A 25,809-nucleotide genomic window follows, 5' to 3' on the forward strand; every position below is an offset into this window, starting at 1 on the left:
ATTCAAGTTCAAGGACCGGCATGCTTCGTCGTCACGCGCTTTCTCTCCTGTCCGCCGCGCTGCTGGGCATCTGCAACCCCGTTGCGGCCCAGTTGCAGCCGTCGCCACCGTCGTCGATGACGGCATCGTTGCCGCTCCCCGTCCTGGCCGCCCTGCGCACGGCGGCGATCCCCGAGGACGCCGTCAGCGTACTCGTCCTGCGCGGCGACAAGACCGTGCTGGCGCACCTGGCCGACCGTCCCATGCAGCCGGCGTCGACCATGAAACTCGTCACGACGCTGATCGGCCTCGAGCAGCTGGGCCCCGTGTTCCGCGGCCGCACCGAGCTGCGCACGACGGGCGAGCTGAAAGGCGACGTATTGCACGGCGACCTCGTGCTGCGCGGCGGTGCCGACGTCGACCTGTCCACCGAGACGCTGACGACGATGCTGCGCGCACTGCGCTACCAGGGCATCCGCACCATCACCGGCAACCTCGTCGTCGACCGCCATCTGTTCAATCCCGCCCGCTTCGACCTCGGCGTGCCGCCCTTCGACGAATCGCCGGAGGCGTATTACAACGTCGCCCCGGACGCCGTCTTCGTCAACAAGAACATGCTGCAACTGGACCTGCGCTCGACGCCGCGTGCGGACGGCCGAGCGGCCTCTCGCGTGCGCGTGGCAATGCAGCCCGAACTCGACGGCGTCACGGTCGAATCGGACATGACGCTCGTCGACGCCGACTGCCGCACGTGGGACAACGGCTGGAAGACGCCGGAAGCCGTGCCTCGCCCAGGCGGCGGTATCAAGGTCGTGCTGCACGGCACCTTCCCGAAAAACTGCGTGGCCAGCGAATCGATCAACGTGGTCGACCGCCAGGAATACGTCGCCCGCCTCGTGCCCCGCATCTGGAGGACGCTGGGCGGCACGCTCGCCGGCACGGCCGTCGAGGGCACCACGCCGCCGGATGCGCGCCTGCTGGCCGAGCACGTCTCGCGCGCGCTGCCGGAAATCATCCGCGACACCAACAAGCCGTCCGACAACGTCCTGGCGCGCCTGCTCTTCCTGAGCCTGGGCGCGCTCGAACCGGACCCCGTGCTGGGCAGCCATCCGCAAGCGGCCGCCACCACGGCAGTGCCGACGCTCGTCCGCAGCGACGCGGCCGTGCGCACCTGGATGCGCGCACACGGCATCGACGACACGGGCCTCGTGCTGGACAACGGCGCGGGCCTGTCGCGCACGGAGCGCATCACCCCCATCCAGATGGCGGCCCTGCTGCAAGCCGGCCTGCGCAGCAACTGGGCGCCGGAATTCCTGGCCAGCATCCCGATCGCGGGCGTGGACGGCACGATGCGCCGCCGTCTGCAGGACAGCCCGGCCGCGGGCCGCGCGCGCCTGAAGACGGGCACGCTCTCGAACATCGTCTCGCTGGCCGGCTATGTGCAGGATGCGGATGGCAGGCAATGCGTGCTCGTGGCCATGGTCAACAGCGACCGGGTCGGCAACGGGCGCGGGCGGGCCGTGCTCGATGCGCTCGTCGATTGGGTGGCGCGGCTCGACGGTGCGCCATCAAGCACGCCCACCGCGCCGTAACGTCACGGCTTGCTCGGCTCCCCGGCGCCCGGCCCCGCCGGCGCCTGCGCCGCCGCGAGCGGCGCATCGCCGCCTTCCATCCACGGCGTACCCGGCAGATTCGGCTTCGCTTCCACGAGCGTGACCTGGGCCTTGGTATTCGCGCGGATCGAACGCACGACGTCGAGCATCGTGTTTTCCGTGAATTTTTCCGGTGTGCCGAACATCATGCCGCTCACCCGGCGCGGCCAGGACAGCCAGCCGCCATCGGGCTTGGTGAAGACGGCGTACATGTCGAGGTGGTAGCCGCTCTTGTACGGGAACAGGCAGGCGACCATGTTCATGTTGTCGCCGCCGCGCACGTGCGGGGCGGCCTTGGCGGTCCAGGCGGCGCCTTCGCAGCTGGGGCTCTTGTCGACGGCGGTGCCCGGCGCGGCGCTCGTGGGATCGGCCATCTTGAAGTGGCCCGGCAGCTCGGTCGCCTCGACGCCGGCCGGCGTCGCGATGACGGCGTCCTTCACGTTGCGGTTGATGCCGTCGGTGGCGGCCCGGGCCACGGCTTGCGGCGCGGCGTCGGTCTTGATGTCGAATACGCGGTAGTACTCGACCGTGGTGTCGCGCGAAGCGAACCGGCTGCCGCCATCGGTGCCGCAACCTGCCAGCACGGTCATCATCAGCAGAGTCAAACAGGACAACAACGAGCTCTTCATCTCTCATCTCCTTCGCTTGGGCGTGGGTCAGTGGACCGATTGTCCCGGCAGGCGAATGCAGGAGAATGAGTTTGCTCAAGCGTGCATGGGGGCCGTCAGCATGGCGCGACAGCGCCGTGCGACGGGCTCAGAGCACGCGGCGGAAAGTCTCGCGCACGCGGTTGCGGTCGCCGCAATCGAAGTGCCACCACTCCGTGTTGATGCCGACGAAGCCGGCCTGGAACATGGCGTCGCGCAGCAGCCGGCGGTTGGCGACCTGCAAGGGCGTGAGTGCGCCGCTCGCGATGAAACGGTCTTCCAGCGCCGGATGCGACAGCGCCGTCATGTCGTCGAAGCCCGTCCCCATGTCGAGTTCGCGGCCCTGTTCGTCGAGGATCGTGATGTCCAGCGCCATGCCGAACGAGTGGATCGAGCCGCGCTGCGGATTCGCGAGGTACATCTGCAGATCGGTGCCGGCCAGCGCGTCCCACAGCTGCTGCTGCACGCGCTGCGGGCGCAACGCGTCCAGCACGAGCGGCGTGCAGCCGGGACGCCGTTCCTTCAACCACGCGACGACCCGCTCCAGCGCGCAAGCCGCGTCGCGGTGCAGCCAGGCACAGTCGTAGGGGGAATACAGATCGCGGCCGATGAAATTGTTGGGGGTCGCGTAGCGCAGGTCGACGGCGATGCCGGCGATCGTGGAGAGGTGGCGGAACTCGGGGTGGCCGGCGATGTCTTCGCTGGCGATGGTATTCATGTGCATCCTTTTTCCAAGAGCTGGCGCGCGGTGGCGCCGATGCAATTGGCCAGTTCGCGCGCGCCATGCGACAGCGGCGCGTGGCTGGCCGTCAGCAGGTACAGCTGGACGGGGATCGTCGGCGCCCACGGACGGCACTGCACCTTGCCCGGCGCGGCGGACGCGGCCGTGAACGGGTCGAGCACGGCCGTGCCCGCGCCCGCTTCGACGAGCGAGCGGGCAATCTGGTACGTCTGCACGACGGTGCGGAAGACCGGGTGCACGTCCTGCGCTTCGCACGCGGCCACGACCATTTCACCGAGCGGATCGCGGTCGGCCAGGCCGATCAACTCGCCGCTGAGGCCGGCCGGCGTGATCGGTTGGCCGCACTCCTGTGCGGTCCACGTGCCGGCCGGCGCCATCACGGTCAGCGCGCCTTGCGCGATCGGTTCCGCTTCGATGCCGGGATGGCGCGGGTCCTGCAGAGATAAGGCGAGATCGGCCTCGCCGAGGCGCAGCGCGTTCACGATCTCGCTCGTGTGGAACGTGGCGAGCTCGCAGCGGGTCTGTGCGAAATCGCGCCGCCACACGGTCAATGCGGCGGGCAGGACGGAGACGGCGATGGTCGGCGTGGAAATCAGCCGCACGGTTTCTTCGGCGCGGTTTTTCAGGCTCGCGGCCAGGCGGCGGATGCCTTGCAGGTCGCGGTTCAGCTTTTCCGTTTCCGCGAACAGGCGGTGCGCTTCCGGCTTCGGATACAGCTTGCCGCGCACGCGCTCGAACAGCGGCATCCCCAGCTGCAGTTCGGCGTGCTGCAGCACTTTCGTCACGGCGGGCTGCGAGATGTGCAGCACCTGGGCGGCGCCGCTGATGGTGCCGACCTGCATGATGGCGTGGAATACTTCGATATGGCGCAGACGCATCGTTCAATCCCGGCGCGTCGTCACTGCTGGACAGGCACCGGCGGTGCAGGCGGCACCGGCGTCTCGCCCGGAATGATGACAGGCGACGTCGTCACCGGCGCCGGCTGCGGCTGCGGCAGCGGGCCGGTCGGGTTCGTCAGCGCTTCCAGCAGCGCGGCCGTCTCGACGTCCGGCATGCCGTCGATATTCGCCGGGCGATATTTCATCTGGAACGCGGACAGCACGGTGCGCGTCTGCTCGTCCAGGTTACCGGACTGGACGAGGCCATAGCCCCACGTCGCCAGCTTCTTCTGGTACCACGCGATGTCCGGCAGCTGGACCTGGAAGATCGGCACCAGCATGGCGACACGGCTCGCATCCGGCCACGCGACGAGGCCGGCGGCGGCCAGCTGCGGCCACGGGAACATCGGGCCCGGGTCCTGCTTGCGCAGCGGGGCGATGTCGGAGTGGCCCAGCACGTTTTCCGGCGCGATGTGGTGGCGCGTGACGATGTCGCGCACGAGCGGGATCAGCGCGTCGATCTGCGCTTGCGGGAACGGCGCGTAGACGCGGCCGGTGGGCGTATCCTTCCAGCCCGGGTTGACGATCTCGATGCCGATCGAGCTGTTGTTCAGCTGCGTGAAATTCTTCCAGCTCGAATTCCCGGCATGCCAGGCCGCGTTCTTCTCGTCGACGAGGTTGTAGATGACGGGGACGGGGTCGTCCGTGACGAGGTAGTGCGCGCTGACTTCCTGCTGGGTCAGGATCTTGATCGAATCCGCGCGGTTGCTGACGGTGTAGTGCAGCACGAGGAAGCGCACGCGGCTGCTCTGGCCCCGGGCCGTGTACGTGTGGTCGTATTGCGGTCCGGTCGGGGGCGGCGTGGCGCAGCCGGCCAGCAGGGCAAGAAGCAGGGTCGCGACGAGGGTCTTCATGTCGATGTGATGAAATGGGGTGGATCGGAAGCGAGCGCCATGCGCGCCGCCGCGTGATGGGCCTGGCCGGGAGCCTGGACCAGGGAAATACCGGGCATGCTTGCTCCCATCGTGTCGACGATGAGTGGATGCAGTTCCGCCGCCCGCCCGGACACGGCCACGGGACGCGGTCCGAAGCGCCCCGTCAGCGCCAGCGCCAGGCGCGCGAGTTCGCGGCCGGCGGCGCGCAGGATGCTTGCTGCGGCCGGATCGCGCTCGGCGGACGCGGCCACCACGAGCGCCAGCTTGCCGACGGCGCCCCGTTCCTGGCCATAGATGAACTGGCGGGAATATGCCCAGTCGGCGCCGCCGACGTAGTCGAACACGGCCTGCGCCAGCGGCGATCGTTCCCAGCTGCCGGGCCGCTCGTCCTCGATGCGCCAGATGTGGCGCAGCGCTTCCTTCGCGATCCAGAAGCCGCCGCCGCCATCGTCCAGCACGACGCCGCGTCCGCCGGCACGGTGGAACTGGCCGTGCGCGTCGACGAAAGCGCCGATGGAACCGGTGCCGGCATACACGAGATAGCCTTCGCCCGGCGCGAAGCTGGCGCGGTAGGCGATCTCCATGTCGCTGCAGAAGTGGATGGCTTGCGGGTCGAGATGCAGTTCCTCGGCCAGCCAGCGCTGCAGCAGTTCGCTGTCGCCGCCGAAGCCCGTCAGGCCGGCTTCCACGCGCGCCGGCGTGCCGTGCACGAGGGCATCGGTGGCCAGTTGCGCGAAGGTGGCGCGGACGGCATCGCGGCCTTGCGGCGTGCCCATTTGCAGGGCGGACAAGCCCGCGACGCGGCCTTCGGCGACGATGGCGCCGCCAGGCGCGGCAAGGGCCCAGCGCGTCTCGGTGCCGCCGGCGTCGATGCCGAGTCCCAGGCAGGATGCCGGACTCGGCGTTATAGGTTCGGGTTGCGAATCGATCATGATCATCCGCCAGTGTACGCCGTCAGGCCGGCCTGATGCGAATGAATGCTCGCGTGCAATGCATGAGCCAAGGTTATGCCTGCATCACGCCGCCAGCGGTTTGCGCCACGCCTCGACGCGCGGGCTCTCGTTGCCCAGGCGGTCGACGGCGCTGACGACGATCGCGTCGGCGACGCCCAGCTTCGCATCGTCCGGCACGGCCCAGTCCACGCGCGACGCCGGCGCCACGGCGAAGCGCCACTGGTTGCCGAAGCGCGACCAGATCGCGTACATCGCGTTGGCTTTTCCGGCCGCGAGCTTGAGGTAGACGGACGGCCCCTTGCGCACGGCGGCGACGGACGGCGCGCCGGGCCCCTCGTTGCCGAGCCACGGCGTCGCGGGCACGAGCGCGGGACCGGGATAGGACACGGTGCGCAGCTGGTCGCTGATGCCCTTGCGGTTTTCCATCAGCGGCGCCATGCTGAAGTGCACATGGCCGTTCGCGTTCGGGCGCGCGCGCGTGTGGTCGATCTGGTCGAGGATTTCCTGCGGCGGATAATCCTTGGTGGGCGCGCCGATGCGGCTCGTGAACAGGCCCGGCCACACGTGGCGGCCCTTCGCGTTCTGGGTCAGCCAGTAATCGAGCAGCACGTCGTAGGCCTGGCCCGGCTGGCGGATGCCCCAGTACAGCTGCGGCGAAAAATAATCGAGCCAGCCGTTCTGCAGCCACGTCTCGGCGTCCGCATACAGCTTGTCGTACTGCGAAAAACCGACGATGCCGGGCGGACGGCGGTCCGGACGGCCCAGGCCGAACGGGCTGATGCCGAAGCGCACCCAGCTCTTTTCGCGGTGGATGCCCTCGTACAGCGCCTCGATCAGGCGGTTGACGTTCTGGCGCCGCCACGACGCGCGATCGAGCCGCCCGCCGCCGGCCACGTAGCGCTGCCACGACGGCTCGTCCGGAAAATCCAGCTCGGTCTTCGCGGTGCGGCCTTCCAGCGCGGCGCCTTCCGCGCCCGTCATCACGGGCGCTTCGATCGGGTAGGGATAAAAATAATCGTCGATGTGCACGCCGTCGATGTCGTAGCGGCGCACGACATCCAGCACCACGTCCAGCGTCTGCTTGACGGCGGCATCCTCGCCCGGGTCCATCCACAGGTATTTGCCATAGGTTTTGACGGCGGCCGGATTCGTGCGCGTGATGTGGTTCGCGGCGGCCGGGGAACGGGCGCCGTTGTGGCGCGCACGGTACGGGTTGAACCACGCGTGCAGCTCGAGCCCGCGCGCGTGCGCCTGCATGACCCAGAATTTCAGCGGGTCGTACCACGGCTGCGGCGCCTGGCCTTGCAAGCCCGTCAGGTATTCCGACCACGGTTCCAGCTTCGAGGGATAAATCGCGTCCGCGGCCGGGCGCACCTGCAGCACGATGGCGTTCAGGTTCAGCGCCTTGGCGCGGTCGAGGATGGCGATGGCTTCGGCCTGCTGCTTCTCGGCGGGGAGGTTCGGCTTGCTCGGCCAGTCGATGTTGGCGACCGTCGACACCCAGGCGGCACGGAATTCGCGCGGCGCGGGCGGCGGCTCGTCGCCGGCGGGCACGTTGGCCGCCAGCGGGGGCGTCGTACCGCAGCCCGACATGAGGCCGCCCATCGCCAGCGCACCGGCGACTCCCGCGAACGCGAATGCGCGTCGTTTCTGATCAGGTTGCAACACCAACTCCTAGACTTTTACGAACCATCGTTTGCGCCACATGCCCCACGCGATCAGGAACATGCACGCATCGAACAACACGGCATGCAGCAGCGACGTATTGACGGCACCGACCGGCAGCGCGGCGATCGGCGCATACAGCGCCTGGCCCAGCGACCGCAGGCTGCCGTCCGGCCGGGCGAATTTTACATAGCCCAGCATTTTCGCGATAAATCCGGAAAACGCAAAGATGAACAGTGCGTTCATGCCGTAGATGACGAACGGAAGAGTCCAGCGCGCCGCCAGCGACCGTATGCGCGCGGACGGGCTCGCGTCGAGCAGCCAGTAGAACGCGGAAAATGCCAGGCAGGCCAGGCCCGTCATGAGGAAGCAGTACGACGGCGTCCACAGGCTTTTATTGATCGGCATGAGGATGATATCGAGAATCGCACCAATCGCGATGCACGCGATGCCGGCGGCGATCAATCCCGCGACCTGCCGGCTGCGCTGCACACCGGACGCGAGCCAGCGCCCGGCCAGTACACCGAACAATTGGCTGCACAGCGCGGGCAACGTCGACACGATGCCTTCCGGATCCCACGTCTTGGCTTGCACCCACAAATGCTTGCCGAGCAAAGAACGGTCGACCCACGCGCCGACGTCCTGGCCGGGGGCCAAGACGCCGGCGCCGATGCCCGGCACGGGCACATACAGCATCAGCACGCTGTACAGCGCCAGCAGCCCCGCAATGACGGCCAGTTGCGCGCGCCAGCCGCAATACACGACGATGGGCGCGGCGAGCAGGGTGCACAGTGCGATCCGCTGCAGCACGCCGGGGATGCGCACGTTTTCGATATTGAAATACGGCATGAAGTTCAGCAGGAAGCCGATCAGGAAGATCAGCAGCGCGCGCCTGGCCAGCTTGGCAAGGAGCCGCGGCCTGTCGGCGCCGGCGGCGGCCAGGCGTCCCAGCGACAAGGCCATCGCCACGCCGGCGATGAACAGGAAGAATGGGAAGATGCAGTCGGTAAACGTCCAGCCGTTCCACTTGGCGTGTTCCAGCGGCCCGTACAAATGGCCCCAGTCGCCCGGATTATTCACCAGCACCATCGCGGCAATCGTAAAACCGCGGAAGGCGTCGAGCGACACGAGGCGTTGACCGTTCACTTCTTCGCGAACTCCGGATCGATTTTCACCAGCGCCGCCATCGCGAACGCGGGAATGGTCGCCAGGCACGTCCAGACGAAGAAGTGCTGGTAGCCGATCATCTCCTGCAGCTTGCCGCTCCACATGCCCGGCACCATCATTCCCAGCGCCATCAGGCCCGTGCAGATCGCGTAGTGGGCCGTCTTGTACGGCCCTTCCGAGACCATGATCATGAACATCAACATGGCAGTAAAACCGAAGCCGTAGCCGAACTGCTCGATCGCGAGGAAGCCGCAGATGACGCCGAAATTCTGCGGCTGCACCGACGACAGGTACACGAACACGAGGTCGGGCAAGTGCACGGCGGCCACCATCAGCCACAGGCAGCGTTTCAGTCCCAGGCGCGAAATCAGCCAGCCGCCGAACAGGCCGCCGATGGTCAGCGCGATGATGCCGATGGTGCCGTAGGCCGTGCCGTACTGCTCGGTCGTGAGACCCAGGCCGCCCGCACTGACCGGGTCTTTCAAGAACGGCGCGACGAGTTTTAATAGCTGCGATTCGCCCAGGCGGAACGTCAGAATAAAACCGAGGATCAGCCAGATGTCGCGCTTGCGGAAGAAGCTGGCGAAGGTGGCGAAAAAGCTGGCGAGCGGCTTATTTATTCCGTCCTTGCCGTCGGTCGCCCGGTGGTCGACGTCGGGGCGCGGCAGCACGGCCTGGTGCCAGGCGCAGAGCGCGAAGAACAGCCCGCACAGCACGAAGAAGACAATGGCCCAGGCCTGGTGCACGTCGTCCAGCGACTTCGAGAGATGGCCGGCCAGGATCACGAGCGGCCCCTGCGCGGCCAGGGTCGCCAGCCGATAAAACGTCGAGCGCACGCCGACGAACGCGGCCTGCTGTTGCTGGCGCAGGCCCAGCATATAAAAGCCGTCGGCGGAAATGTCGTGCGTGGCGGAGGCGAACGCCATGATCCACATGACGCCCAGGCTGATCATGAAGAAGGTGGGCAGGTGCAGCGTCGCCCCGACGGCCCCCAGCGCGGCGGCCAGCACCAGTTGCAGTGACACGGTCCAGCCGCGCTTGGTGCCGAACAGGTCGACCACGGGCGACCACAGCGGCTTGATCACCCACGGCAGGTACAGCAGGCTCGTATAAAACGCGATGTCGGTGTTGGACAGCCCCATGTCCTTGTACATGATGACGGACAGGCTGTTGGCGACGATGTAGGGAATGGCCTGGCCGAAATACAACGAGGGCACCCACAGCCACGGGTTCTTGGATTGCGTAGTCTGCATGTTCTTTCGTCGTCGGGCCGGCGGGCGGTACCGGAGCGCCCGCGCCGCGTCAGCCGGCCAGGGCGGCGCGCACGCTGCCGCGCGCGCTCTCCAGCAGGGCACGCGCCTGCTCGACAGGGATGTTCTTGGACAAGGCCACGATCGCAACCTTGACGTGGAAGTCGCACTGCGCCAGCACCGCCTCGGCCGCCTCTTCGCCGGCCCCGGTCGCGAACGACGTCAGGCGGATGGCGCGGCGGACCAGCTTGGCGTTGGTCGCCTTCAAGTCTACCATCAGGTTGCCATAAACCTTGTTCAAACGCACCATCAGTGCGCTGGAAAAGGTGTTCAGCGCGATCTTCTGCGACGTGCCCGCTTTTAATCGCGTGCTGCCGGAGATGGCTTCCGGGCCTGTGTCCAGGGTGATGCCGATCTCGGCCTCGCCCGCGACGGGCGCATCCGGATTATTCGCAAAACCGATCGTCAGCGCCCCGGCCGCGCGCGCGGCGCGCAGGGCGCCCAGCACGTACGGCGTCGCGCCCGACGCGGCGATGGCCAGCACGACGTCGTCCGGGCCCACGTGCGCATTGCGGATATCGGCCGCGCCCTGGTCCACGTCGTCCTCGGCGCCTTCGACGGCAACGAACATCGCCTCCGTTCCGCCCGCCAGCAGCGCCACGGCGCGCTCGTGCGGCCAGGAAAACGTCGGGTACAGCTCGACGCTGTCCAGCACGCCCAACCGGCCCGACGTCCCGGCGCCCACATACACGAGCCGGCCGCCCTTCTCCATCCTCGGCAGCGCGGCGGTGACGGCCGCGGCGATGCGCGGCGCGGCGGCGCGCACGGCGTCGACGGCCTTGAACTGGTCGTCGACGAGCACCCCCACCAGCTCGGCGGTGGGATATTGATCGAGGGAGGCGTGTTGCGGGGCGGGGGTTTCGGTGTTCAGCATCGCTGTCTGTGTGCGACTCGGAGGTATGGACCTGACCAGTGTAATCCCAATGCCGCCGGGCCTGTCATGAAAGGATCGGGCGTTGTCATTCCGAAAAGTTATGCGGGCGTGACGTCCATGCATTTGCCCGGCGCGGGCCGAGTCCGTATTCTCGCCTGCATGACCATCACACGGGGATGACGATGAACAAATGCAGACGTTTGTTGCTGGGCGTGGCCTTGCTGGGCGCCACCGGACCGCTGCTGGCGGCGCCGTCGCGTCGCCGTGGCACCGCCCTGGACGCCGAGCTTGCCGCCATCGCCGCGGATCCGGCCTGCGAGTTGGCGAGCCTGTCGGTGCTGGCAATCCGTGCCGGCCAGATCAGCTATATGTACCAGTGCGGCCGGCGGTTCATCGGGCACGACGGCTTGCCGGACAAGCCGGTCGGGCCCGATACGCTGTTCAGGATCGCGTCGATTTCGAAGATGATGACGACGCTCGGCCTGCTGCGTTTATATGAAGACGGCCACGTGAACCTCGACGCCGACGTCTCCGGCTACCTCGGTTTTACCTTGCGCAATCCGCATTATCCCGACCAGGCCATCACGCTGCGCCACCTGCTCACGCATACGTCCTCGCTGCGCGACGACGCCGGCTATTCATGGGGCGCGGACGTCGCGCTGAAGGACGTGATCGACGAAAAGATGTTCGCGGCGAACGCGGGTCCGGGCGCCTACTTCACCTACTGCAACCTCGGCTGGGGCGTGATTGGCACCGTGATGGAACGCGTCTCCGGCGAACGGTTCGACCGCCTGATGCGGCGCCTGCTGATCGAGCCGCTGGGCCTGCGGGCCGGCTATCTCCCGGCGGAATTGCCGCCTGCGGCCCTGTCGAACCTGGCGACGCTGTACCGCAAGCGCACGGTCGACACGGAGGTATGGGATCCGAACGGGCCCTGGATCGCCCAGGCCGACGACTACAGCGTCAAGCCGCCGCCCGCCATCGACCGTTACGTCATCGGCACGAACGCCACGCCGTTCAGTCCGACGGGCGGCCTGCGCATCAGCGCGCGCGACATGGGCGTCGTGATGCGCATGCTGATGGGGCATGGTCCCCGCCTGTTGAAACCTGCGACGCTGGACCTCATGTTCAGCCGCCAATGGACGTACGATGGCCGCAACGGCGACACGTCGGATGGCCTGTTCCGCTGCTGGGGCCTCGGCAACGAGCAGTTCCCGGACGCGCCGGGCACGCGCGTGGCCGACGGCGGCGGCTTTCCGGCCGTAGGTCACCTGGGCGACGCGTATGGGCTGATGTCCGTGTTCGTGTTCGATCCGGCACGTCAAAACGGGATGGTCGTGCTGGTGGGCGGCACATCGACGGATCCGTTTGGGCCGGCCAACAAGGGCAAATATTCGCCGCTGGCGCGTTTCCAGGAACGCATCCTGACCGCACTGTACCGGGGCGCCATCCTGCCCAACAACAGTGCATAACATGAACACCGGTTATGCCCTGCCGCGCTACATTCATTGGCCGAGCGCAGGACCAGCCCCTAAGCTTCTTCGCATGTCAATGTTCTATAGCGGGCTCGGATGCAACAAGTAATCGTCATCGGCGGCGGCGTGGTCGGCCTGACCTCGGCCTGGTGGCTGGTCGAAGCCGGCTACCGGGTCACGCTGGTGGAACGTGCACCGGGCGTGGGCACCGGGACGAGCTACAGCAATGGCGGGCAGCTGAGCTACCGCTATGTGTCGCCGCTGGCGGACGCGGGCGTGCCATTGAAGGCATTGAAATGGCTGTTCCAGGAACACGGCCCGCTGCGCTTTCGGCCGCAGTTCGATGCGCACCAGTGGCGCTGGCTGGCCGCCTTCCTCGCCAACTGCCGCGCCGACCTGAATCGCAAGACCACCCATAAACTGCTGGAACTGGGCGAACTGTCGCGCCGCGCGATGGCGTCGCTGGAGCCGGCCGTTCCTCTGGACGCATTCCAGTGGCGCGATGCGGGCAAGCTGGTCGTCTACCGGACGCGTGCGGCATTCGACGCGGCGACGGCAAAACCGGACGCGGGCGGCACGCGGCAGGTGTGGACCGCGGCCGAATGCGTCGCGCGCGAACCGGCGCTGGCCGCGATGGAAGACAAGCTCGCGGGCGGCATCTACAACGGCGGCGAGGCGGTGGCCGACTGCTACGCCTTCTGCGTGGCGCTGGCCGGACGCCTCGCCGCGCATCCGCGCTTCGACGGTTTTATCCATGGCGAAGCGCGGCGCTTCGTCACGGGTCGCGGCAGGGTCGTCGGTGTGCAGACCTCAAACGGACTGCTTGCGGCCGACGCCTATGTCCTCGCGGCCGGCATGCAAAGCCGCGCATTGGCGGAAACGGTCGACATCGCCCTGCCGATCTACCCGTTGAAAGGCTACAGCCTGACGGCTCCGATCCGCCAGGACGACGTCGCGCCCGAGATCAGCGTCACCGACTTCGAACGGAAAGTGCTGTATGCGCGCATCGGCGACAAGCTGCGCGTGGCGGCGATGGTCGACATGGTGGGCGAAGACCTGAGCCTGAATCCGAAGCGGCTGGACAGCCTTACGCGCCAGGTGAAAGAAACGATGCCGCGCGCGGCCGACTACACACAGATCACGCCCTGGGCGGGCCTGCGTCCGGCAACGCCGAACAGCGTCCCCATCATCGGCGCCACGCCGTATGCCAATCTGTGGCTGAACGTGGGGCACGGGCCGCTCGGGTTCACGTTTGCGTGCGGCACGGCGAGTCTGCTGGCCGATTTGATGCGGGGGAAGGCGCCGCCGTTTGGGTTGGATGGGTTGACGCTGGCCTGAAGTCGACAATTCGGGGTCAGACCCCGGTTTTAGGAAATTGCTTCGGCATCTAGTCCGGCCGGCTGTCGACCTGCACCCCACACTCCTCCAGCCGCAACCGCGTCTTGCTGTGGTCGTCAATGGTAACCATGATGTCGACGAAGCTGCCCGGCTTCATGCTGTCGCAGGGCACGCGCAAATGGTATTGCCCCGGCTTGACCTCGACCGGCTCCCCACGCCGCGCGATGGCATCGGCCAGATCGCCCGCCTGAACACGTTCGAAAAACTGCGCCTGCGCACGCTTGGGCGGGTCTTTGTCGACCGTGACTTCGGCCGCCACGGCCGTGGCCGCCGCGTTCAACAGCACGGCAGCGAAGATCATCCTGCGGATTGGGAACATGACAGGCTCCTTCAGCGTTCGATATATTGTAAATATGACATTGTAGATAATCTGAAAACTCGTTTGTGCCATTCTTGCATCACTTTTCGACGCAAGAGCAAGGAAAAGATGCCGCAGGCACGAAAATACAAAAAATTTCTCCGCCCATTTAATGGGCAATTCATTTATTTTCGGCAAAAGATCTGCACAGATGCACTAACGCCCGCCCATCTTCCGTTATCCCGCATGGCAGTCCCGCTCACCCTGGCGCGGGAAATGGCGGATAATTGCCGCCATGTCTACTCCTGCGAAGCCTCTTCCCTGTCCTTGCGGCGGACCGTCGATCATGCGTTGCTGCGGCCCCTTCATCGCCGGCGCGGAACTGCCGCCGACGGCCGAAGTGTTGATGCGATCCCGCTACACCGCCTTCGTGATGCGGGACGAGGCTTACTTGCGCGCCACCTGGCACCCGAGCACCCGGCCCACGGAACCGATCATCGACCAAAATCAGAAGGTTCAGTGGCTCGGACTTGAGATAAAATCTGCTTTACGTTTACGTCAACGTAAAGCAGACCTGCCGGACAATCCCAACGAGGACACCGTCGAATTCGTCGCCCGCTTCCGGGTTCACGGCCGCGCCCACCGGTTGCATGAAGTCAGCCGGTTCCTGCGCGAGCCGGACCCGGCCGTGGGTGGCAAGATGCGATGGTTCTATGTGGACGGCAGTTTCCCTGAATAAAACCGCGCCACAAGCCGCGACCAGCAGGAGACAGGATCCGATGCCCCAGATCGACACGAAACTCAACCCACGCAGCGAAGACTTCAAAGCCAACGCCGCCGCCATGCAAACCCTCGTCGACGACTTGCGCGCCAAGGTGGCGCAGATCGCCAAGGGGGGCGGCGAGGCCGCATGTGCCAAGCACGTCGCGCGCGGCAAGCTGCTGCCGCGCGACCGCGTGCAGATGCTGCTCGATCCGGGCACCCCATTCCTCGAATTCTCGCAGATGGCCGCCTACGCGATGTACGACGATGCCGCCCCGAGCGCCGGCATCATCACGGGCATCGGCAGGGTAAGCGGCCAGGAATGCGTGATCGTCTGTAACGACGCCACCGTCAAGGGCGGCACGTATTACCCGATGACGGTCAAAAAACATTTGCGCGCGCAGGAGATCGCCGAGCAGAACAACCTGCCCTGCATCTATCTCGTGGATTCCGGTGGCGCGAACCTGCCGAACCAGGACGACGTGTTCCCCGACCGCGACCACTTCGGCCGCATCTTTTATAACCAGGCGAACCTGTCGTCGAAAGGCATCCCGCAGATCGCCGTCGTGATGGGCTCCTGCACGGCCGGCGGCGCGTACGTGCCGGCGATGAGCGACGAATCCATCATCGTCAAGGAGCAAGGCACGATCTTCCTGGGCGGCCCGCCGCTGGTCAAAGCGGCGACGGGCGAAGTGGTCACGGCCGAAGACCTGGGCGGCGGCGACGTGCACACGAGACTCTCCGGCGTCGCCGATCACCTGGCGCAGAACGACACGCACGCGCTGGCGCTGGCGCGCACGATCGTGTCGAACCTGAACCGGGTGAAACCCCAACAGGGCGCGTTGCGTGAGGCGCAAGAGCCGAAATACGCGCCGGAGGAACTGTACGGCATCATCCCGGTCGACACCCGCAAGCCGTTCGACGTGCGCGAAGTCATCGCGCGTATCGTCGACGGTAGCGAGTTCGACGAATTCAAGGCGAGATACGGCACGACGCTCGTCTGCGGCTTCGCCCACATCTTCGGCATGAAGGTCGGGATCATCGCGAACAACGGCATCCTGTTCTCGGAATCGGCATTGAAAGGCACGCACTTCATCGAGCTGTGCTGCCAACGTAAAATCCCGCTTGTCTTCCTGCAGAACATCACCGGCTTCATGGTCGGCCGCAAGTACGAAAACGAAGGCATCGCCCGCAACGGTGCCAAGATGGTGACCGCGGTCGCGACGGCGTCGGTCCCGAAGTTCACCGTGATCATCGGCGGCAGTTTTGGTGCCGGCAACTACGGCATGTGCGGCCGCGCCTTCTCGCCGCGCTTCCTGTGGATGTGGCCGAACGCGCGGATCTCCGTGATGGGCGGCGACCAGGCGGCGTCGGTGCTGGCGACCGTCAAGCGCGACGGCATCGAAGCGAAAGGCGGCCAGTGGACGCTTGATGAAGAAGCCGCGTTCAAGCAGCCGATCAAGGACCAGTACGAACACCAGGGCCACCCGTATTACGCCACCGCGCGCCTGTGGGACGACGGCGTGATCGACCCCGCCGACACGCGCATGGTGCTGGGACTGGGCCTCTCGGCCGCGCTGAACGCGCCGATCGAGGACACGAAGTTCGGCGTGTTCCGCATGTGAGGAGACAAGACATGGACTACCAGACCCTCACCGTCACGATCACCGACCGCATCGGCCAGGTCACGCTGAACCGCCCGGATCTGCGCAACGCGTTCAACGAGTCAAGCATCGCCGAACTGGCCCTCGCCTTCGACGAGCTGGGACGCAACGAACTCGTACGCGCCATCGTGCTGGCCGCGAACGGCCCCGCGTTCTGCGCCGGCGCGGACCTGAACTGGATGAAGAAGATGGCCGGTTATTCGGACAACGAAAACCGCGCCGACGCCATGCGCCTTGCCGACATGCTGCGCACGATTTATACGTGTACGAAACCCGTCGTGGCGAAGGTGCAGGGCGACTGTTACGCCGGCGGCATGGGCCTCGTGGCCGCGTGCGACGTGGTCGTGGCCGTCGACACGGCGAACTTCTGTTTGTCGGAAGTGAAGCTCGGGCTGATCCCCGCGACGATCTCGCCGTACGTGATCAAGGCGATGGGCGAACAGGCGGCGCGCCGCTACTTCCTCACGGCCGAACGCTTCGATGCGAAGGAAGCCCATCGCATCGGCTTCGTGCACGAAGTCGTACCGGCGGCGGACCTCGACACGAAAGTCGCGGGCATCGTGCAGGCGCTCGCGCACAACAGCCCGAACGCGGTGCGCGAAGCGAAAAAACTCGTGCGCGACATCGTCGGCCAGAGCGTGACGGAAGCGCTGCTGGAAGACACGGCGAACCGCATCGCCGGCATCCGCGCCTCGCTCGAAGGACGCGAGGGTGTCGCCTCCTTTCTTGAAAAACGCCGGCCGTCATGGCTGGAATAGCACGACCCGATAGGATTTGAATGTTGAAGCAGACCACCTCCAACGACTGGATCGCGCGCAGCCTGCGCAGCGTCTGGCATCCATGCACGCAAATGCAGCACCACGAAGAAGTGCCGCTGATCGCCGTCAGCCACGCCAAGGGGCCGTGGCTGGTCGACCATGAAGGCCGGCGCTACCTGGACGGCATCAGTTCGTGGTGGGTGAATCTGTTCGGCCACGCCAACCCGCGCATCAACGCGGCATTGAAGGACCAGCTGGACAAGCTCGAACACGCGATGCTCGCGGGTTTCACGCATGAACCGGTGATCGAGTTGTCCGAGCAGTTGGCCGCGCTGACGGGCCACGCGCTGGGCCACGCGTTCTATGCGTCGGACGGTGCGTCGGCCGTCGAGATCGCGCTGAAAATGAGTTTTCATTACTGGCGCAACGCGGGCTATGCGGACAAGCAGGAATTCGTCTGCCTGCAGGGTTCCTACCACGGCGAGACCGTCGGCGCCCTGGGCGTCACGGACGTCGCGCTGTTCAAGGACGCCTACGGCCCGCTGCTGCGCGCCGCACGGACGGTGTCGTCGCCGGATGCGCGCAACGCCGTCGACGGCGAGTCCGCCCAGGACGTCGCGCTGCGTGCGGCGCAGGATGTCGAGGCGCTGTTCGCGGAACGGGCCGACCGCATCGCCGCCATCATCGTCGAACCGCTCGTGCAGTGCGCCACCGGCATGGCGATGCACGATCCGCTGTACCTGCAGCGCCTGCGCGAGCTGTGCGACAAATACCACGTGCACCTGATCGCCGACGAGATCGCGGTCGGATGCGGGCGCACCGGCACGTTCTTCGCGTGCGAACAGGCGGCGATCTGGCCGGACTTCATGTGCCTGTCGAAGGGCATCAGCGGCGGCTACCTGCCGCTGTCGCTCGTGCTCACCACCGACAAGGTGTACGAGGCGTTCTACAGCGAAGACATCACGCGCGGCTTCCTGCACTCGCACTCGTACACGGGCAACGCGCTGGCCTGCCGCGCCGCGCTGGCGACCTTGCAGATCTTCGAGGAAGACGATGTGCTGAACAAGAACCGCGAGACGGCCACGCGCCTGATGCTGGAACTGGCGCCCCTGCTGGACCACAAGCGCGTGACGAACTTCCGCCAGCGCGGCATGATCCTCGCGTTCGACGCGGTGGAACCGGATGCGAAGAGGGCGTCGACGTTCGCGCGCCGCTTCTTCACGAGCGCGGTGGAAAACGAGCTGCTGCTGCGCCCCATCGGCCGCACGGTGTACCTGATGCCGCCGTACGTGCTGGACGAGGAAGAGATCGTGGGCCTCGCGGCGCGCACGCGCAAGGTGTTCGAGGAAGTGATCGCGGAGTGAATATGAATCTGATCGATAAAGTCCGCGCTCAACTGGACGAGCTGGAAAGCCGCAGCCTGACCCGGCGCCGGCGCACGGCGGACACGCCCTGCGCGCCGCGCCAGGTCGTCGACGGCCGAGACATGCTCGCGTTCTGCAGCAACGACTACCTGGGCCTCGCCGCGCATCCGCGCGTCGTCGAAGCGCTGCGGGAAGGCGCAAGCCTGTATGGCGCCGGCAGCGGCGCGTCGCACCTCGTGTCGGGCCACAGCCGCGCGCACGCGCAGCTGGAAGAGCGGCTCGCCGCGTTCGAGGCGCCACATCTCGAGTCAAGCCGCGCGCTGTACTTCTGCACCGGCTATATGGCGAACCTTGCCGTGCTGACGGGACTCGGCAGCGCACCGGATGCGATGATCTTTTCGGAAGCGCTGAACCACGCGTCCCTGATCGACGGCGCCCGCCTCGCGCGCGCCGGCGTGACCGTGTACCCGCACGGGGACGTGGCCGCGCTGGACGAACGACTCGCGGCCAGCGACGCGCCCGTGAAGATCGTCGTCACGGACAGCGTGTTCAGCATGGACGGCGACCTCGCCCCGCTGCCGCAACTGCTGGCGCTGTGCGAACGCCATGGCGCCTGGCTCGTCGTCGACGATGCGCACGGCTTCGGCGTATTGGGCGACACCGGACGCGGCGCGCTGGAGCATTTCGATCTGCGCTCGCCTAATCTCGTCTACATCGGCACGCTGGGCAAGGCGGCCGGCGTGGGCGGCGCGTTCATCGCCGCGCACCAAGACGTGATCGAGCTGATGATCCAGCGCGCGCGGCCCTACATCTACACGACGGCCGCCGCGCCCGCGCTTGCGCATGCGCTGCTCGCAAGCATGGACATCATCGAAAGTGAAGAAGGCCGCGAACGTCGTGCACACCTAAACGCGCTGATCGCGCAGCTGGACGGCGGCCTGCGTCTGGAGCGCTGGCAGCGTCCCGCATCGACGACGGCGATCCAGCCCATCCTCATCGGCGCCAACGACGAGGCGATGGCGGTGGCATCCCGCCTGCACGAGCAGGGGCTGTGGGTGCCGGCGATCCGTCCGCCGACCGTGGCGGTGGGCACGGCGCGCCTGCGCGTGACGCTCTCCGCCGCGCATACCGAACAAGACGTCGCGCGGCTGACGGCTGCGCTCAACCAGTTGGAAAGGACGTGGGCATGACTCTCAACGAGCCCGAACCATTAGGCGGCGCATCCGTCGGCGCCGCCATCCCGGCAACGGCACCGGCGCCGGTCGCCGTCCCCGCGCCCCTGGCCGCGGAAGGCGTGCCGACCCGCTTCGCCTGTTTCGTGACGGGCACCGACACGGAAATCGGCAAGACGCTGATCTCGAGCGCCATCCTGCATAAACTCGTGCAGCAGGGCGTGCGCGCGTGCGGCATGAAGCCCATCGCGGCCGGCGCCGAGGAACGCGACGGACAGCTGCACAACGACGACGCGGCCATGCTGCGCGCGGCCGGCAACGTGCTGCTGCCGCAGCGGATCACGACGCCGTACATGCTGCGCGAACCGTGCGCGCCGCACATCGCGGCCGCGCTGGAAGGCGTCACCATCGAACCGGTGCCCATCCTGACGGCGTACGCCGAGATCCTGGGCGCGTCCGACGCCACCGTCGTCGAAGGCGTGGGCGGCTTCTGGGTACCGTTCTCCGAAGACTTCGACAGCGCCGATCTGGCCGTACAATTCGGGTTGCCCGTCGTCCTCGTCGTCGGCATGCGCCTGGGCTGCATCAACCACGCGCTGCTCACGGCGGAGGCGATCGTCGCGCGCGGCCTCGTGCTGGCGGGCTGGGTCGCCAACCAGGTCGATCCGGACATGCGCTACGCCGACGAAAACGTCGCGGAGCTCGAACGCCGCCTGCCCGCACCGCTGCTGGGCCGCGTGCCCCGTCTTACCGAACCTTCGGCCGCGATGGCGGCCAGCCACATCGAGCTCGCGAGCCTGCCGGGATGGCCGGCCAAGCGTGCCTAACCAAAACAAGGAATCCGAAATGACCCAAGTCGTCACCCTCCATCCGCCGGTCACGCCGGCCTCCCTCCCGAAAGACGCCACCTGGCCGCTGGCCGACGTGCTCGCGCTGTTCGAACTGCCGCTGCCGGAGCTGATGTTCCGCGCCAGCCAGGCGCACCGCGCCGAATTCCCCGACGGCGACGTCGAACTCGCGACCCTGCTGTCGATCAAGACGGGCGGCTGCGAGGAAGACTGCGGCTACTGCCCGCAGGCCGCGCGCTACGACACGGGCGTCGAAGCGAAAAAAATCCTCGACCTCGACACGGTGCTGGACGCCGCGCGCGAAGCCAAGGCCAAGGGCGCGACCCGCTTCTGCATGGGCGCCGCGTGGCGCAGCCCGAAAGAGCGCGACATGGAGAAGGTGGAAGCCATGGTGCGCGGCGTGAAGGCGCTGGGCATGGAAACCTGCGCGACCCTCGGCATGCTGGAAGAAGGCCAGGCCGAGCAACTGAAGCAGGCGGGCCTGGACTACTACAACCACAACATCGATACGGCGCCGGACTTCTACGGCGACGTGATCTCCACGCGCCAATACCGCGACCGCCTGGACACGCTGGGCCGCGTGCGCACGGCCGGTTTGAAGATCTGCTGCGGCGGCATCGTCGGCATGGGAGAAACGCGCGAGCAGCGCGCGGGCCTGATCGCGCAGCTGGCGAACATGAATCCGTATCCGGAATCGGTGCCCATCAACCACCTCGTGCAGGTCGAAGGCACGCCGCTGCACGGCCTGCCGCCGCTGGATCCGATCGAATTCGTGCGCACGATCGCCGTCGCCCGCATCACGATGCCGAAGGCGCGCGTGCGTTTGTCGGCCGGCCGCCGCGAACTGGGCGAAGCCGTGCAGGCGATGTGCTTCATGGCGGGCGCCAACTCGATCTTCTACGGCGACAAGCTGCTCACGACCGACAACCCGGAAGCGGACGACGACCGCAAGCTGCTGGAAAAACTGGGCCTGAAAACCCGTTCGGCAATGCTGGAGTCGGTGCAGAAGGAAAGCTGCGGCTGCTGAAGCCGATAACGAGTTCGACCTGTTCAGCAAAAAAACCCGTCATTCCCGCGAAAGCGGGAATCCATACACCGCGTGATCCGTGGTTCAGCATGGGTCCCCGTTGCCACGGGGACGACGTTTGAAGCTAACGTTTACAAAACTTAAAACAGACGAGACACCACATGTTCACCAAGATCCTCATCGCCAACCGTGGCGAAATCGCCTGCCGGGTCGCCGCCACCGCGCGCCGCCTGGGCGTCAAGACCGTTGCCGTCTATTCGGAAGCCGACGCCGGCGCCAAGCACGTCGCGGTCTGCGATGAAGCGATCCTGCTCGGCCCCGCCGCCGCCAAGGACAGCTATCTGCGCGGCGACAAGATCATCGCCGCGGCGAAAGCCACCGGCGCGCAGGCGATCCACCCGGGCTACGGCTTCCTGTCCGAAAACGCCGAATTCGCGGAAGCCTGCGCGGCCGCGGGCCTCGTGTTCATCGGCCCGCCGGGATCGTCGATGCGCGCGATGGGATCGAAGTCCGCCGCCAAGCAGCTGATGGAAGGCGCGAACGTCCCGCTCGTGCCGGGCTATCACGGCGATGCGCAGGACCCCGAACTGCTGCAGGCGGAAGCGAACCGCATCGGCTATCCGGTGCTGCTGAAAGCCAGCGCCGGCGGCGGCGGCAAGGGCATGCGCGTGGTCGAGCGGTCGGAGGATTTCCAGGCCGCGCTGGCGTCGTGCAAGCGCGAGGCGAGCGCCTCCTTCGGCGACGACAAGGTGCTCGTCGAAAAATACCTCACGCGGCCGCGCCACATCGAGATCCAGGTGTTCGCCGACACACACGGCAACTGCGTGTACCTGCACGAACGCGACTGCTCCGTGCAGCGCCGTCACCAGAAGGTGCTGGAAGAAGCGCCGGCGCCCGGCATGCCGCCTGAGCGCCGCGCCGCGATGGGCGAAGCGGCCGTCGCGGCCGCGCGCGCCGTGGGCTATGTCGGTGCCGGCACCGTCGAGTTCATCGCCAATCAGGACGGCTCGTTCTACTTCATGGAGATGAATACGCGCCTGCAGGTCGAGCATCCCGTCACCGAGATGATCACGGGCACGGACCTCGTCGAATGGCAGCTGCGCGTGGCGGCCGGCCAACCGCTGCCGAAACAACAGCACGAACTCGCGATCCACGGCCACGCCATCGAGGCGCGCGTGTATGCGGAGAATCCGGAGAAGGGTTTCCTGCCGTCGATCGGGACCTTGCAGTACATGGATACGCCGGCGCACGTCGCATTCGAGCTCGGCGGCGCGGATGGCAACCCGGCCGGCGTGCGCATCGATTCCGGCGTGCGCGCGGGCGACGCGATTTCCCCGTTCTACGATCCGATGATCGCCAAGCTGATCGTGTGGGGCGCGGACCGCGCGCAGGCGCTGGCGCGCATGGCGCAGGCGCTGTCGGAATTCCACATCGTCGGCCTCGCGACCAATATCGCCTTTTTGAAACGCCTCGTCGAGGGCGATGCCTTCGCGCACGCCGATCTGGACACGGGCTTGATCGAACGGAATAGCGCGACCTTGTTCCCGCCCGCCGGCCCGGCCCCGTTGACCGCACTGGCGCTGGCGGCCGTGGCCCTCGTCGGCGCGGAAACCTCCACGAGCGCCGACCCGTGGACCAGCACCCACGGCTGGCGCATGAACGGCACGTATCGCCGCCGCCTGGCGTTCGGCGACGAGTACGCGGCCACGACCCAGGCCAAGGTTTATGCAATCGACATGACCTATCATTCGCATGGGTGGACGCTCGAAGCGGACGGCAAGCCGCATCCGCTGGCGCTGGTGTCGCGCCACGACGGGCGCTACGCGATCCGCCTGGACGGCCAGGCCATCCAGGGCACCGTGCGGCGCGACGGCGAAACGCTGCATGTCTTCACGGGCGGCAAGCATCACGTGCTGGCCTGGAACGATCCGCTCGCGCATGCGGGCGAGCATGAAACGGCGGACGGCCGCCTGACGGCGCCGATGCCGGGCAAGGTGGTGGCGGTGATCGCGTCCAACGGGCAGCTCGTGAAAAAGGGCGAGCCGCTCGTGATCATGGAAGCGATGAAGATGGAACACACGATTGCCGCGCCGAGCGACGGCCTGGTCGAGGAAGTCTTGTACCAGGTCGGCGACCAGGTCGCGGATGGCGCACCGCTGCTGGCGTTCAAAGCGGCAGCATAAGCAGCAAAGAGTAAGCAAGAACGGGCTCTATCGGGCCACGCGATGGACGCCGCGCCGCCAGCCCAGAAGGCAATGGCGCACGCGGCGTCGAATGACCAACGAGACAGCAAACGCAATCCATAAAAATTATCAGGAGACGAATATGCGGATACTGCTGTACCGGGGAGACGGTGTCATCGAACCGTGGGCCCGTGATTTTTCCGATGCATTGCCGCACGCCGACATCGTCTTGTGGCACGAGAAGATGTCGCTGGCATCGCTGGCGCCTTGCGATTACGCCGTGGTGTGGGCGCCGACGCCCCGCCTGCTCGACCAGCTCGCCCATGTGAAAGCCATCTTCCTGATGGGCGCCGGTGTCGACGCGCTGCTGAAATTCGGCGACGCGCTGCCGCCGGTGCCCATCGTCCGGCTGGGCGATGCGGGCATGGCCGAGCAGATGGCGGAGTACGTGGTGTATGCGACCTTGCGCTACTTCCGCCGCTTCGACGACTACGAGCAGCAGGCGCGCCAGGGCATCTGGAACCCGCTGGAAACGCGCCGCCGCAAGGCCGATTTCACGGTCGGCGTGCTGGGCCTCGGCAAGCTCGGGAAACCCGTGCTGCGCGCGCTGCGCCAGCTCGGGTTTCCCGTGTGCGGCTGGAGCCGTTCCGCGCGCGACCTGCCCGGCGTCGAGTGCTTCGCCGGCATGGAAGCGCTCGACGATTTCCTGTCCGGCACGCAGGTCCTCGTCTGCATGCTGCCGCTCACGCCCGAGACGACGAACCTGCTCGACCGCGCGCGCCTGTCGCAGCTGCCCCAGGGCGCGTATCTGATCAACGTGGCGCGCGGCGCCCAGGTGGCCGAGCCGGATTTGCTGGCGCTGATCCGCTCGGGCCACATCGCGGGCGCCACGCTGGACGTGTTCCGCAACGAACCGCTGCCGGCACCGCATCCGTTCTGGAACGAGCCGCGCATCACCATCACGCCGCACATCTCGGCCCTCACCCTGCGCGAGGAGGCGGTGCGCCAGATCGCCGCCAAGATCGGGAAGCTGGAACGGGGCGAGGCCATCGACGACATCGTCGACCGCGCCCGCGGCTACTAGGAAACCATCATGCACAGTCAACTGCCGAAACAAGTCAAACTCGTCGAAGTCGGCCCGCGCGACGGACTGCAAAACGAAAAGGAAGCGGTGTCCGCAGCGGTCAAGATCGAACTGGTCGACCGCCTGTCGCGCGCCGGCTTTGCCAACATCGAAGCGGCGTCGTTCGTGTCGCCCAAATGGGTGCCGCAGATGGCCACCAGCACGGAAGTCATGGCCGGCATCGCCCGCCGCGCCGGCACGCTGTATTCCGCGCTGACGCCGAACATGCAGGGCTTCGAGGCGGCGCTGGCGGCCAAGGCCGATGAAGTCGTGATCTTCGGCTCCGCGTCGGAAGCGTTCTCGCAGCGGAACATCAACTGCTCGATCGCGGAATCCATCGCGCGCTTCGAGCCGGTGGCCAAGGCCGCGAAAGACCACGGCCTGCGCCTGCGCGGCAGCATCAGCTGCGCGTTCGGCTGCCCGTACCAGGGCGAGGTGCCTTTGGCGTCCGTCGCCGACGTCGTCGCCCGCATGCGCGACCTGGGCTGCGACGAGATCGACATCGCCGACACCATCGGCGTCTCGACCCCGCGCAAGACGCAGGCCGTGATGGACACGGCGGCGCGCGCCTTCGCGCTGGAGCGCATCTCCGGCCATTTCCACGACACCTATGGCCAGGCGCTCGCCAACATCTACGCCAGCCTGGAACTGGGCGTCGCGATCTTCCACTCGTCCGTGTCGGGCCTGGGCGGCTGTCCGTATGCCAAGGGCGCGACGGGCAATGTGGCGACGGAGGACGTGGTCTACATGCTGAACGGCCTCGGGATCGACACGGGCATCGATCTCGATCTCGTTGTGGATGCGGGGCAATTCATTTCACAGCAACTGGGCCGCAAGGGTGCAAGCCGGGCCGGCAACGCATTGCTGGCGAAGCGGGTCGTGTAATGCGGAAAGCAAGTGCGCCTGCCGGGCGCACGAACGAAAAAGGCCGACGA

Annotated in this window: 23 protein-coding genes; 13 read left to right on the top strand and 10 right to left on the bottom strand. The window is 66.8% G+C overall.

All coding sequences use genetic code 11. The features are described 5' to 3' along the window. Window positions 1–20: 20 nt before the first annotated feature. Window positions 21–1,571 (top strand): D-alanyl-D-alanine carboxypeptidase/D-alanyl-D-alanine endopeptidase, encoded by a 1,551-nt coding sequence (gene dacB / locus BVG12_RS19385; protein ID WP_083685229.1) that lies wholly within the window; start codon window positions 21–23, stop codon window positions 1,569–1,571. Window positions 1,572–1,573: 2 nt separating this feature from the next. Here dacB and BVG12_RS19390 read toward each other — a convergent pair whose 3' ends face one another. From BVG12_RS19390 to murQ, 9 genes are all read right to left on the bottom strand, one after another. Then, entirely contained in the window at window positions 1,574–2,260 is a 687-nt protein-coding gene (locus tag BVG12_RS19390; protein ID WP_075793829.1) for a hypothetical protein, read from the bottom strand. A 127-nt stretch (window positions 2,261–2,387) separates the two neighbouring features. Then, the gene (locus BVG12_RS19395) at window positions 2,388–2,996 is read right to left on the bottom strand and encodes a M15 family metallopeptidase (protein ID WP_075793830.1); all 609 of its coding nucleotides are present in this window, start codon (window positions 2,994–2,996) and stop codon (window positions 2,388–2,390) included. After that, a complete protein-coding gene (locus BVG12_RS19400) occupies window positions 2,993–3,898 on the bottom strand; it encodes a LysR family transcriptional regulator (RefSeq protein WP_075793831.1) in 906 nt (301 codons plus the stop codon). Before BVG12_RS19400 ends, BVG12_RS19395 begins: the two co-directional genes overlap by 4 nt. A gap of 20 nt (window positions 3,899–3,918) precedes the next feature. Then, window positions 3,919–4,812 (bottom strand): N-acetylmuramoyl-L-alanine amidase, encoded by an 894-nt coding sequence (locus BVG12_RS19405; protein ID WP_075793832.1) that lies wholly within the window; start codon window positions 4,810–4,812, stop codon window positions 3,919–3,921. Next, window positions 4,809–5,765, bottom strand: coding sequence for an N-acetylglucosamine kinase (locus BVG12_RS19410; protein ID WP_075796460.1), 957 nt, complete (start codon window positions 5,763–5,765; stop codon window positions 4,809–4,811). The genes BVG12_RS19405 and BVG12_RS19410 overlap by 4 nt, the downstream gene beginning before the upstream one ends. Before the next feature lie 84 nt (window positions 5,766–5,849). Then, window positions 5,850–7,451 (bottom strand): glycoside hydrolase family 10-like protein, encoded by a 1,602-nt coding sequence (locus tag BVG12_RS19415; protein WP_075793833.1) that lies wholly within the window; start codon window positions 7,449–7,451, stop codon window positions 5,850–5,852. 9 nt (window positions 7,452–7,460) lie between these two features. Further along, complete coding sequence (locus BVG12_RS19420; protein WP_075793834.1) at window positions 7,461–8,597, bottom strand: acyltransferase family protein; 1,137 nt, start codon at window positions 8,595–8,597, stop codon at window positions 7,461–7,463. After that, window positions 8,594–9,871 (bottom strand): MFS transporter, encoded by a 1,278-nt coding sequence (locus BVG12_RS19425; protein ID WP_075793835.1) that lies wholly within the window; start codon window positions 9,869–9,871, stop codon window positions 8,594–8,596. The genes BVG12_RS19420 and BVG12_RS19425 overlap by 4 nt, the downstream gene beginning before the upstream one ends. 49 nt (window positions 9,872–9,920) lie before the next feature. Further along, on the bottom strand, window positions 9,921–10,802 hold the full coding sequence (murQ, locus tag BVG12_RS19430; RefSeq protein WP_075793836.1) for an N-acetylmuramic acid 6-phosphate etherase: 882 nt from the start codon (window positions 10,800–10,802) through the stop codon (window positions 9,921–9,923). A gap of 182 nt (window positions 10,803–10,984) precedes the next feature. On the opposite strand from murQ, the gene BVG12_RS19435 reads away from it, so the two are divergent. Together BVG12_RS19435 and BVG12_RS19440 are read left to right on the top strand one after the other, a co-directional pair. After that, window positions 10,985–12,274, top strand: a complete 1,290-nt coding sequence (locus BVG12_RS19435; protein ID WP_083685764.1) for a serine hydrolase domain-containing protein — start codon at window positions 10,985–10,987, stop codon at window positions 12,272–12,274. Window positions 12,275–12,373: 99 nt separating this feature from the next. Continuing rightward, window positions 12,374–13,615: a D-amino acid dehydrogenase gene (locus BVG12_RS19440; protein WP_075793837.1), complete on the top strand. Its 1,242-nt coding sequence runs from the start codon at window positions 12,374–12,376 to the stop codon at window positions 13,613–13,615. A 49-nt stretch (window positions 13,616–13,664) separates the two neighbouring features. Here BVG12_RS19440 and BVG12_RS19445 read toward each other — a convergent pair whose 3' ends face one another. Further along, a complete protein-coding gene (locus tag BVG12_RS19445; protein WP_075793838.1) occupies window positions 13,665–13,994 on the bottom strand; it encodes a hypothetical protein in 330 nt (109 codons plus the stop codon). 325 nt (window positions 13,995–14,319) lie between these two features. Here BVG12_RS19445 and BVG12_RS19450 point away from each other — a divergent pair, with 325 nt between their 5' ends. From BVG12_RS19450 to BVG12_RS19495, 10 genes are all read left to right on the top strand, one after another. Then, window positions 14,320–14,712, top strand: coding sequence for a YchJ family protein (locus BVG12_RS19450; protein WP_370662810.1), 393 nt, complete (start codon window positions 14,320–14,322; stop codon window positions 14,710–14,712). 40 nt (window positions 14,713–14,752) lie between these two features. Then, complete coding sequence (locus tag BVG12_RS19455; protein WP_075793840.1) at window positions 14,753–16,360, top strand: carboxyl transferase domain-containing protein; 1,608 nt, start codon at window positions 14,753–14,755, stop codon at window positions 16,358–16,360. A gap of 11 nt (window positions 16,361–16,371) precedes the next feature. Next, window positions 16,372–17,157 (top strand): enoyl-CoA hydratase/isomerase family protein, encoded by a 786-nt coding sequence (locus tag BVG12_RS19460; protein WP_075793841.1) that lies wholly within the window; start codon window positions 16,372–16,374, stop codon window positions 17,155–17,157. A gap of 20 nt (window positions 17,158–17,177) precedes the next feature. Continuing rightward, complete coding sequence (bioA, locus tag BVG12_RS19465) at window positions 17,178–18,521, top strand: adenosylmethionine--8-amino-7-oxononanoate transaminase (protein WP_075793842.1); 1,344 nt, start codon at window positions 17,178–17,180, stop codon at window positions 18,519–18,521. A 2-nt stretch (window positions 18,522–18,523) separates the two neighbouring features. Next, window positions 18,524–19,711: an 8-amino-7-oxononanoate synthase gene (gene bioF, locus BVG12_RS19470; RefSeq protein WP_075793843.1), complete on the top strand. Its 1,188-nt coding sequence runs from the start codon at window positions 18,524–18,526 to the stop codon at window positions 19,709–19,711. Next, on the top strand, window positions 19,708–20,520 hold the full coding sequence (gene bioD, locus BVG12_RS19475; RefSeq protein WP_083685230.1) for a dethiobiotin synthase: 813 nt from the start codon (window positions 19,708–19,710) through the stop codon (window positions 20,518–20,520). The genes bioF and bioD overlap by 4 nt, the downstream gene beginning before the upstream one ends. A 19-nt stretch (window positions 20,521–20,539) precedes the next feature. Next, entirely contained in the window at window positions 20,540–21,568 is a 1,029-nt protein-coding gene (gene bioB / locus BVG12_RS19480; protein WP_075793844.1) for a biotin synthase BioB, read from the top strand. Window positions 21,569–21,729: 161 nt separating this feature from the next. Then, window positions 21,730–23,751 (top strand): acetyl/propionyl/methylcrotonyl-CoA carboxylase subunit alpha, encoded by a 2,022-nt coding sequence (locus BVG12_RS19485; RefSeq protein ID WP_075793845.1) that lies wholly within the window; start codon window positions 21,730–21,732, stop codon window positions 23,749–23,751. A 142-nt stretch (window positions 23,752–23,893) separates the two neighbouring features. Continuing rightward, entirely contained in the window at window positions 23,894–24,835 is a 942-nt protein-coding gene (locus BVG12_RS19490; protein WP_075793846.1) for a 2-hydroxyacid dehydrogenase, read from the top strand. A gap of 9 nt (window positions 24,836–24,844) precedes the next feature. Continuing rightward, complete coding sequence (locus BVG12_RS19495; protein ID WP_075793847.1) at window positions 24,845–25,759, top strand: hydroxymethylglutaryl-CoA lyase; 915 nt, start codon at window positions 24,845–24,847, stop codon at window positions 25,757–25,759. Window positions 25,760–25,809 lie beyond the last annotated feature (50 nt).

It is taken from the genome of Massilia putida, from assembly GCF_001941825.1.
Classification (GTDB): Bacteria; Pseudomonadota; Gammaproteobacteria; order Burkholderiales; family Burkholderiaceae_D; genus Telluria; species Telluria putida.

Coding starts and splice junctions, on each gene's coding strand:
- dacB (WP_083685229.1), top strand. CDS start 21: ATGCTTCGTCGTCACGCGCTTTCTCTCCTGTCCGCCGCGCTGCTGGGC.
- BVG12_RS19390 (WP_075793829.1), bottom strand. CDS start 2,260: ATGAAGAGCTCGTTGTTGTCCTGTTTGACTCTGCTGATGATGACCGTG.
- BVG12_RS19395 (WP_075793830.1), bottom strand. CDS start 2,996: ATGAATACCATCGCCAGCGAAGACATCGCCGGCCACCCCGAGTTCCGC.
- BVG12_RS19400 (WP_075793831.1), bottom strand. CDS start 3,898: ATGCGTCTGCGCCATATCGAAGTATTCCACGCCATCATGCAGGTCGGC.
- BVG12_RS19405 (WP_075793832.1), bottom strand. CDS start 4,812: ATGAAGACCCTCGTCGCGACCCTGCTTCTTGCCCTGCTGGCCGGCTGC.
- BVG12_RS19410 (WP_075796460.1), bottom strand. CDS start 5,765: ATGATCGATTCGCAACCCGAACCTATAACGCCGAGTCCGGCATCCTGC.
- BVG12_RS19425 (WP_075793835.1), bottom strand. CDS start 9,871: ATGCAGACTACGCAATCCAAGAACCCGTGGCTGTGGGTGCCCTCGTTG.
- murQ (WP_075793836.1), bottom strand. CDS start 10,802: ATGCTGAACACCGAAACCCCCGCCCCGCAACACGCCTCCCTCGATCAA.
- BVG12_RS19435 (WP_083685764.1), top strand. CDS start 10,985: ATGAACAAATGCAGACGTTTGTTGCTGGGCGTGGCCTTGCTGGGCGCC.
- BVG12_RS19440 (WP_075793837.1), top strand. CDS start 12,374: ATGCAACAAGTAATCGTCATCGGCGGCGGCGTGGTCGGCCTGACCTCG.
- BVG12_RS19445 (WP_075793838.1), bottom strand. CDS start 13,994: ATGTTCCCAATCCGCAGGATGATCTTCGCTGCCGTGCTGTTGAACGCG.
- BVG12_RS19450 (WP_370662810.1), top strand. CDS start 14,320: ATGCGTTGCTGCGGCCCCTTCATCGCCGGCGCGGAACTGCCGCCGACG.
- BVG12_RS19455 (WP_075793840.1), top strand. CDS start 14,753: ATGCCCCAGATCGACACGAAACTCAACCCACGCAGCGAAGACTTCAAA.
- BVG12_RS19460 (WP_075793841.1), top strand. CDS start 16,372: ATGGACTACCAGACCCTCACCGTCACGATCACCGACCGCATCGGCCAG.
- bioA (WP_075793842.1), top strand. CDS start 17,178: ATGTTGAAGCAGACCACCTCCAACGACTGGATCGCGCGCAGCCTGCGC.
- bioF (WP_075793843.1), top strand. CDS start 18,524: ATGAATCTGATCGATAAAGTCCGCGCTCAACTGGACGAGCTGGAAAGC.
- bioD (WP_083685230.1), top strand. CDS start 19,708: ATGACTCTCAACGAGCCCGAACCATTAGGCGGCGCATCCGTCGGCGCC.
- bioB (WP_075793844.1), top strand. CDS start 20,540: ATGACCCAAGTCGTCACCCTCCATCCGCCGGTCACGCCGGCCTCCCTC.
- BVG12_RS19485 (WP_075793845.1), top strand. CDS start 21,730: ATGTTCACCAAGATCCTCATCGCCAACCGTGGCGAAATCGCCTGCCGG.
- BVG12_RS19490 (WP_075793846.1), top strand. CDS start 23,894: ATGCGGATACTGCTGTACCGGGGAGACGGTGTCATCGAACCGTGGGCC.
- BVG12_RS19495 (WP_075793847.1), top strand. CDS start 24,845: ATGCACAGTCAACTGCCGAAACAAGTCAAACTCGTCGAAGTCGGCCCG.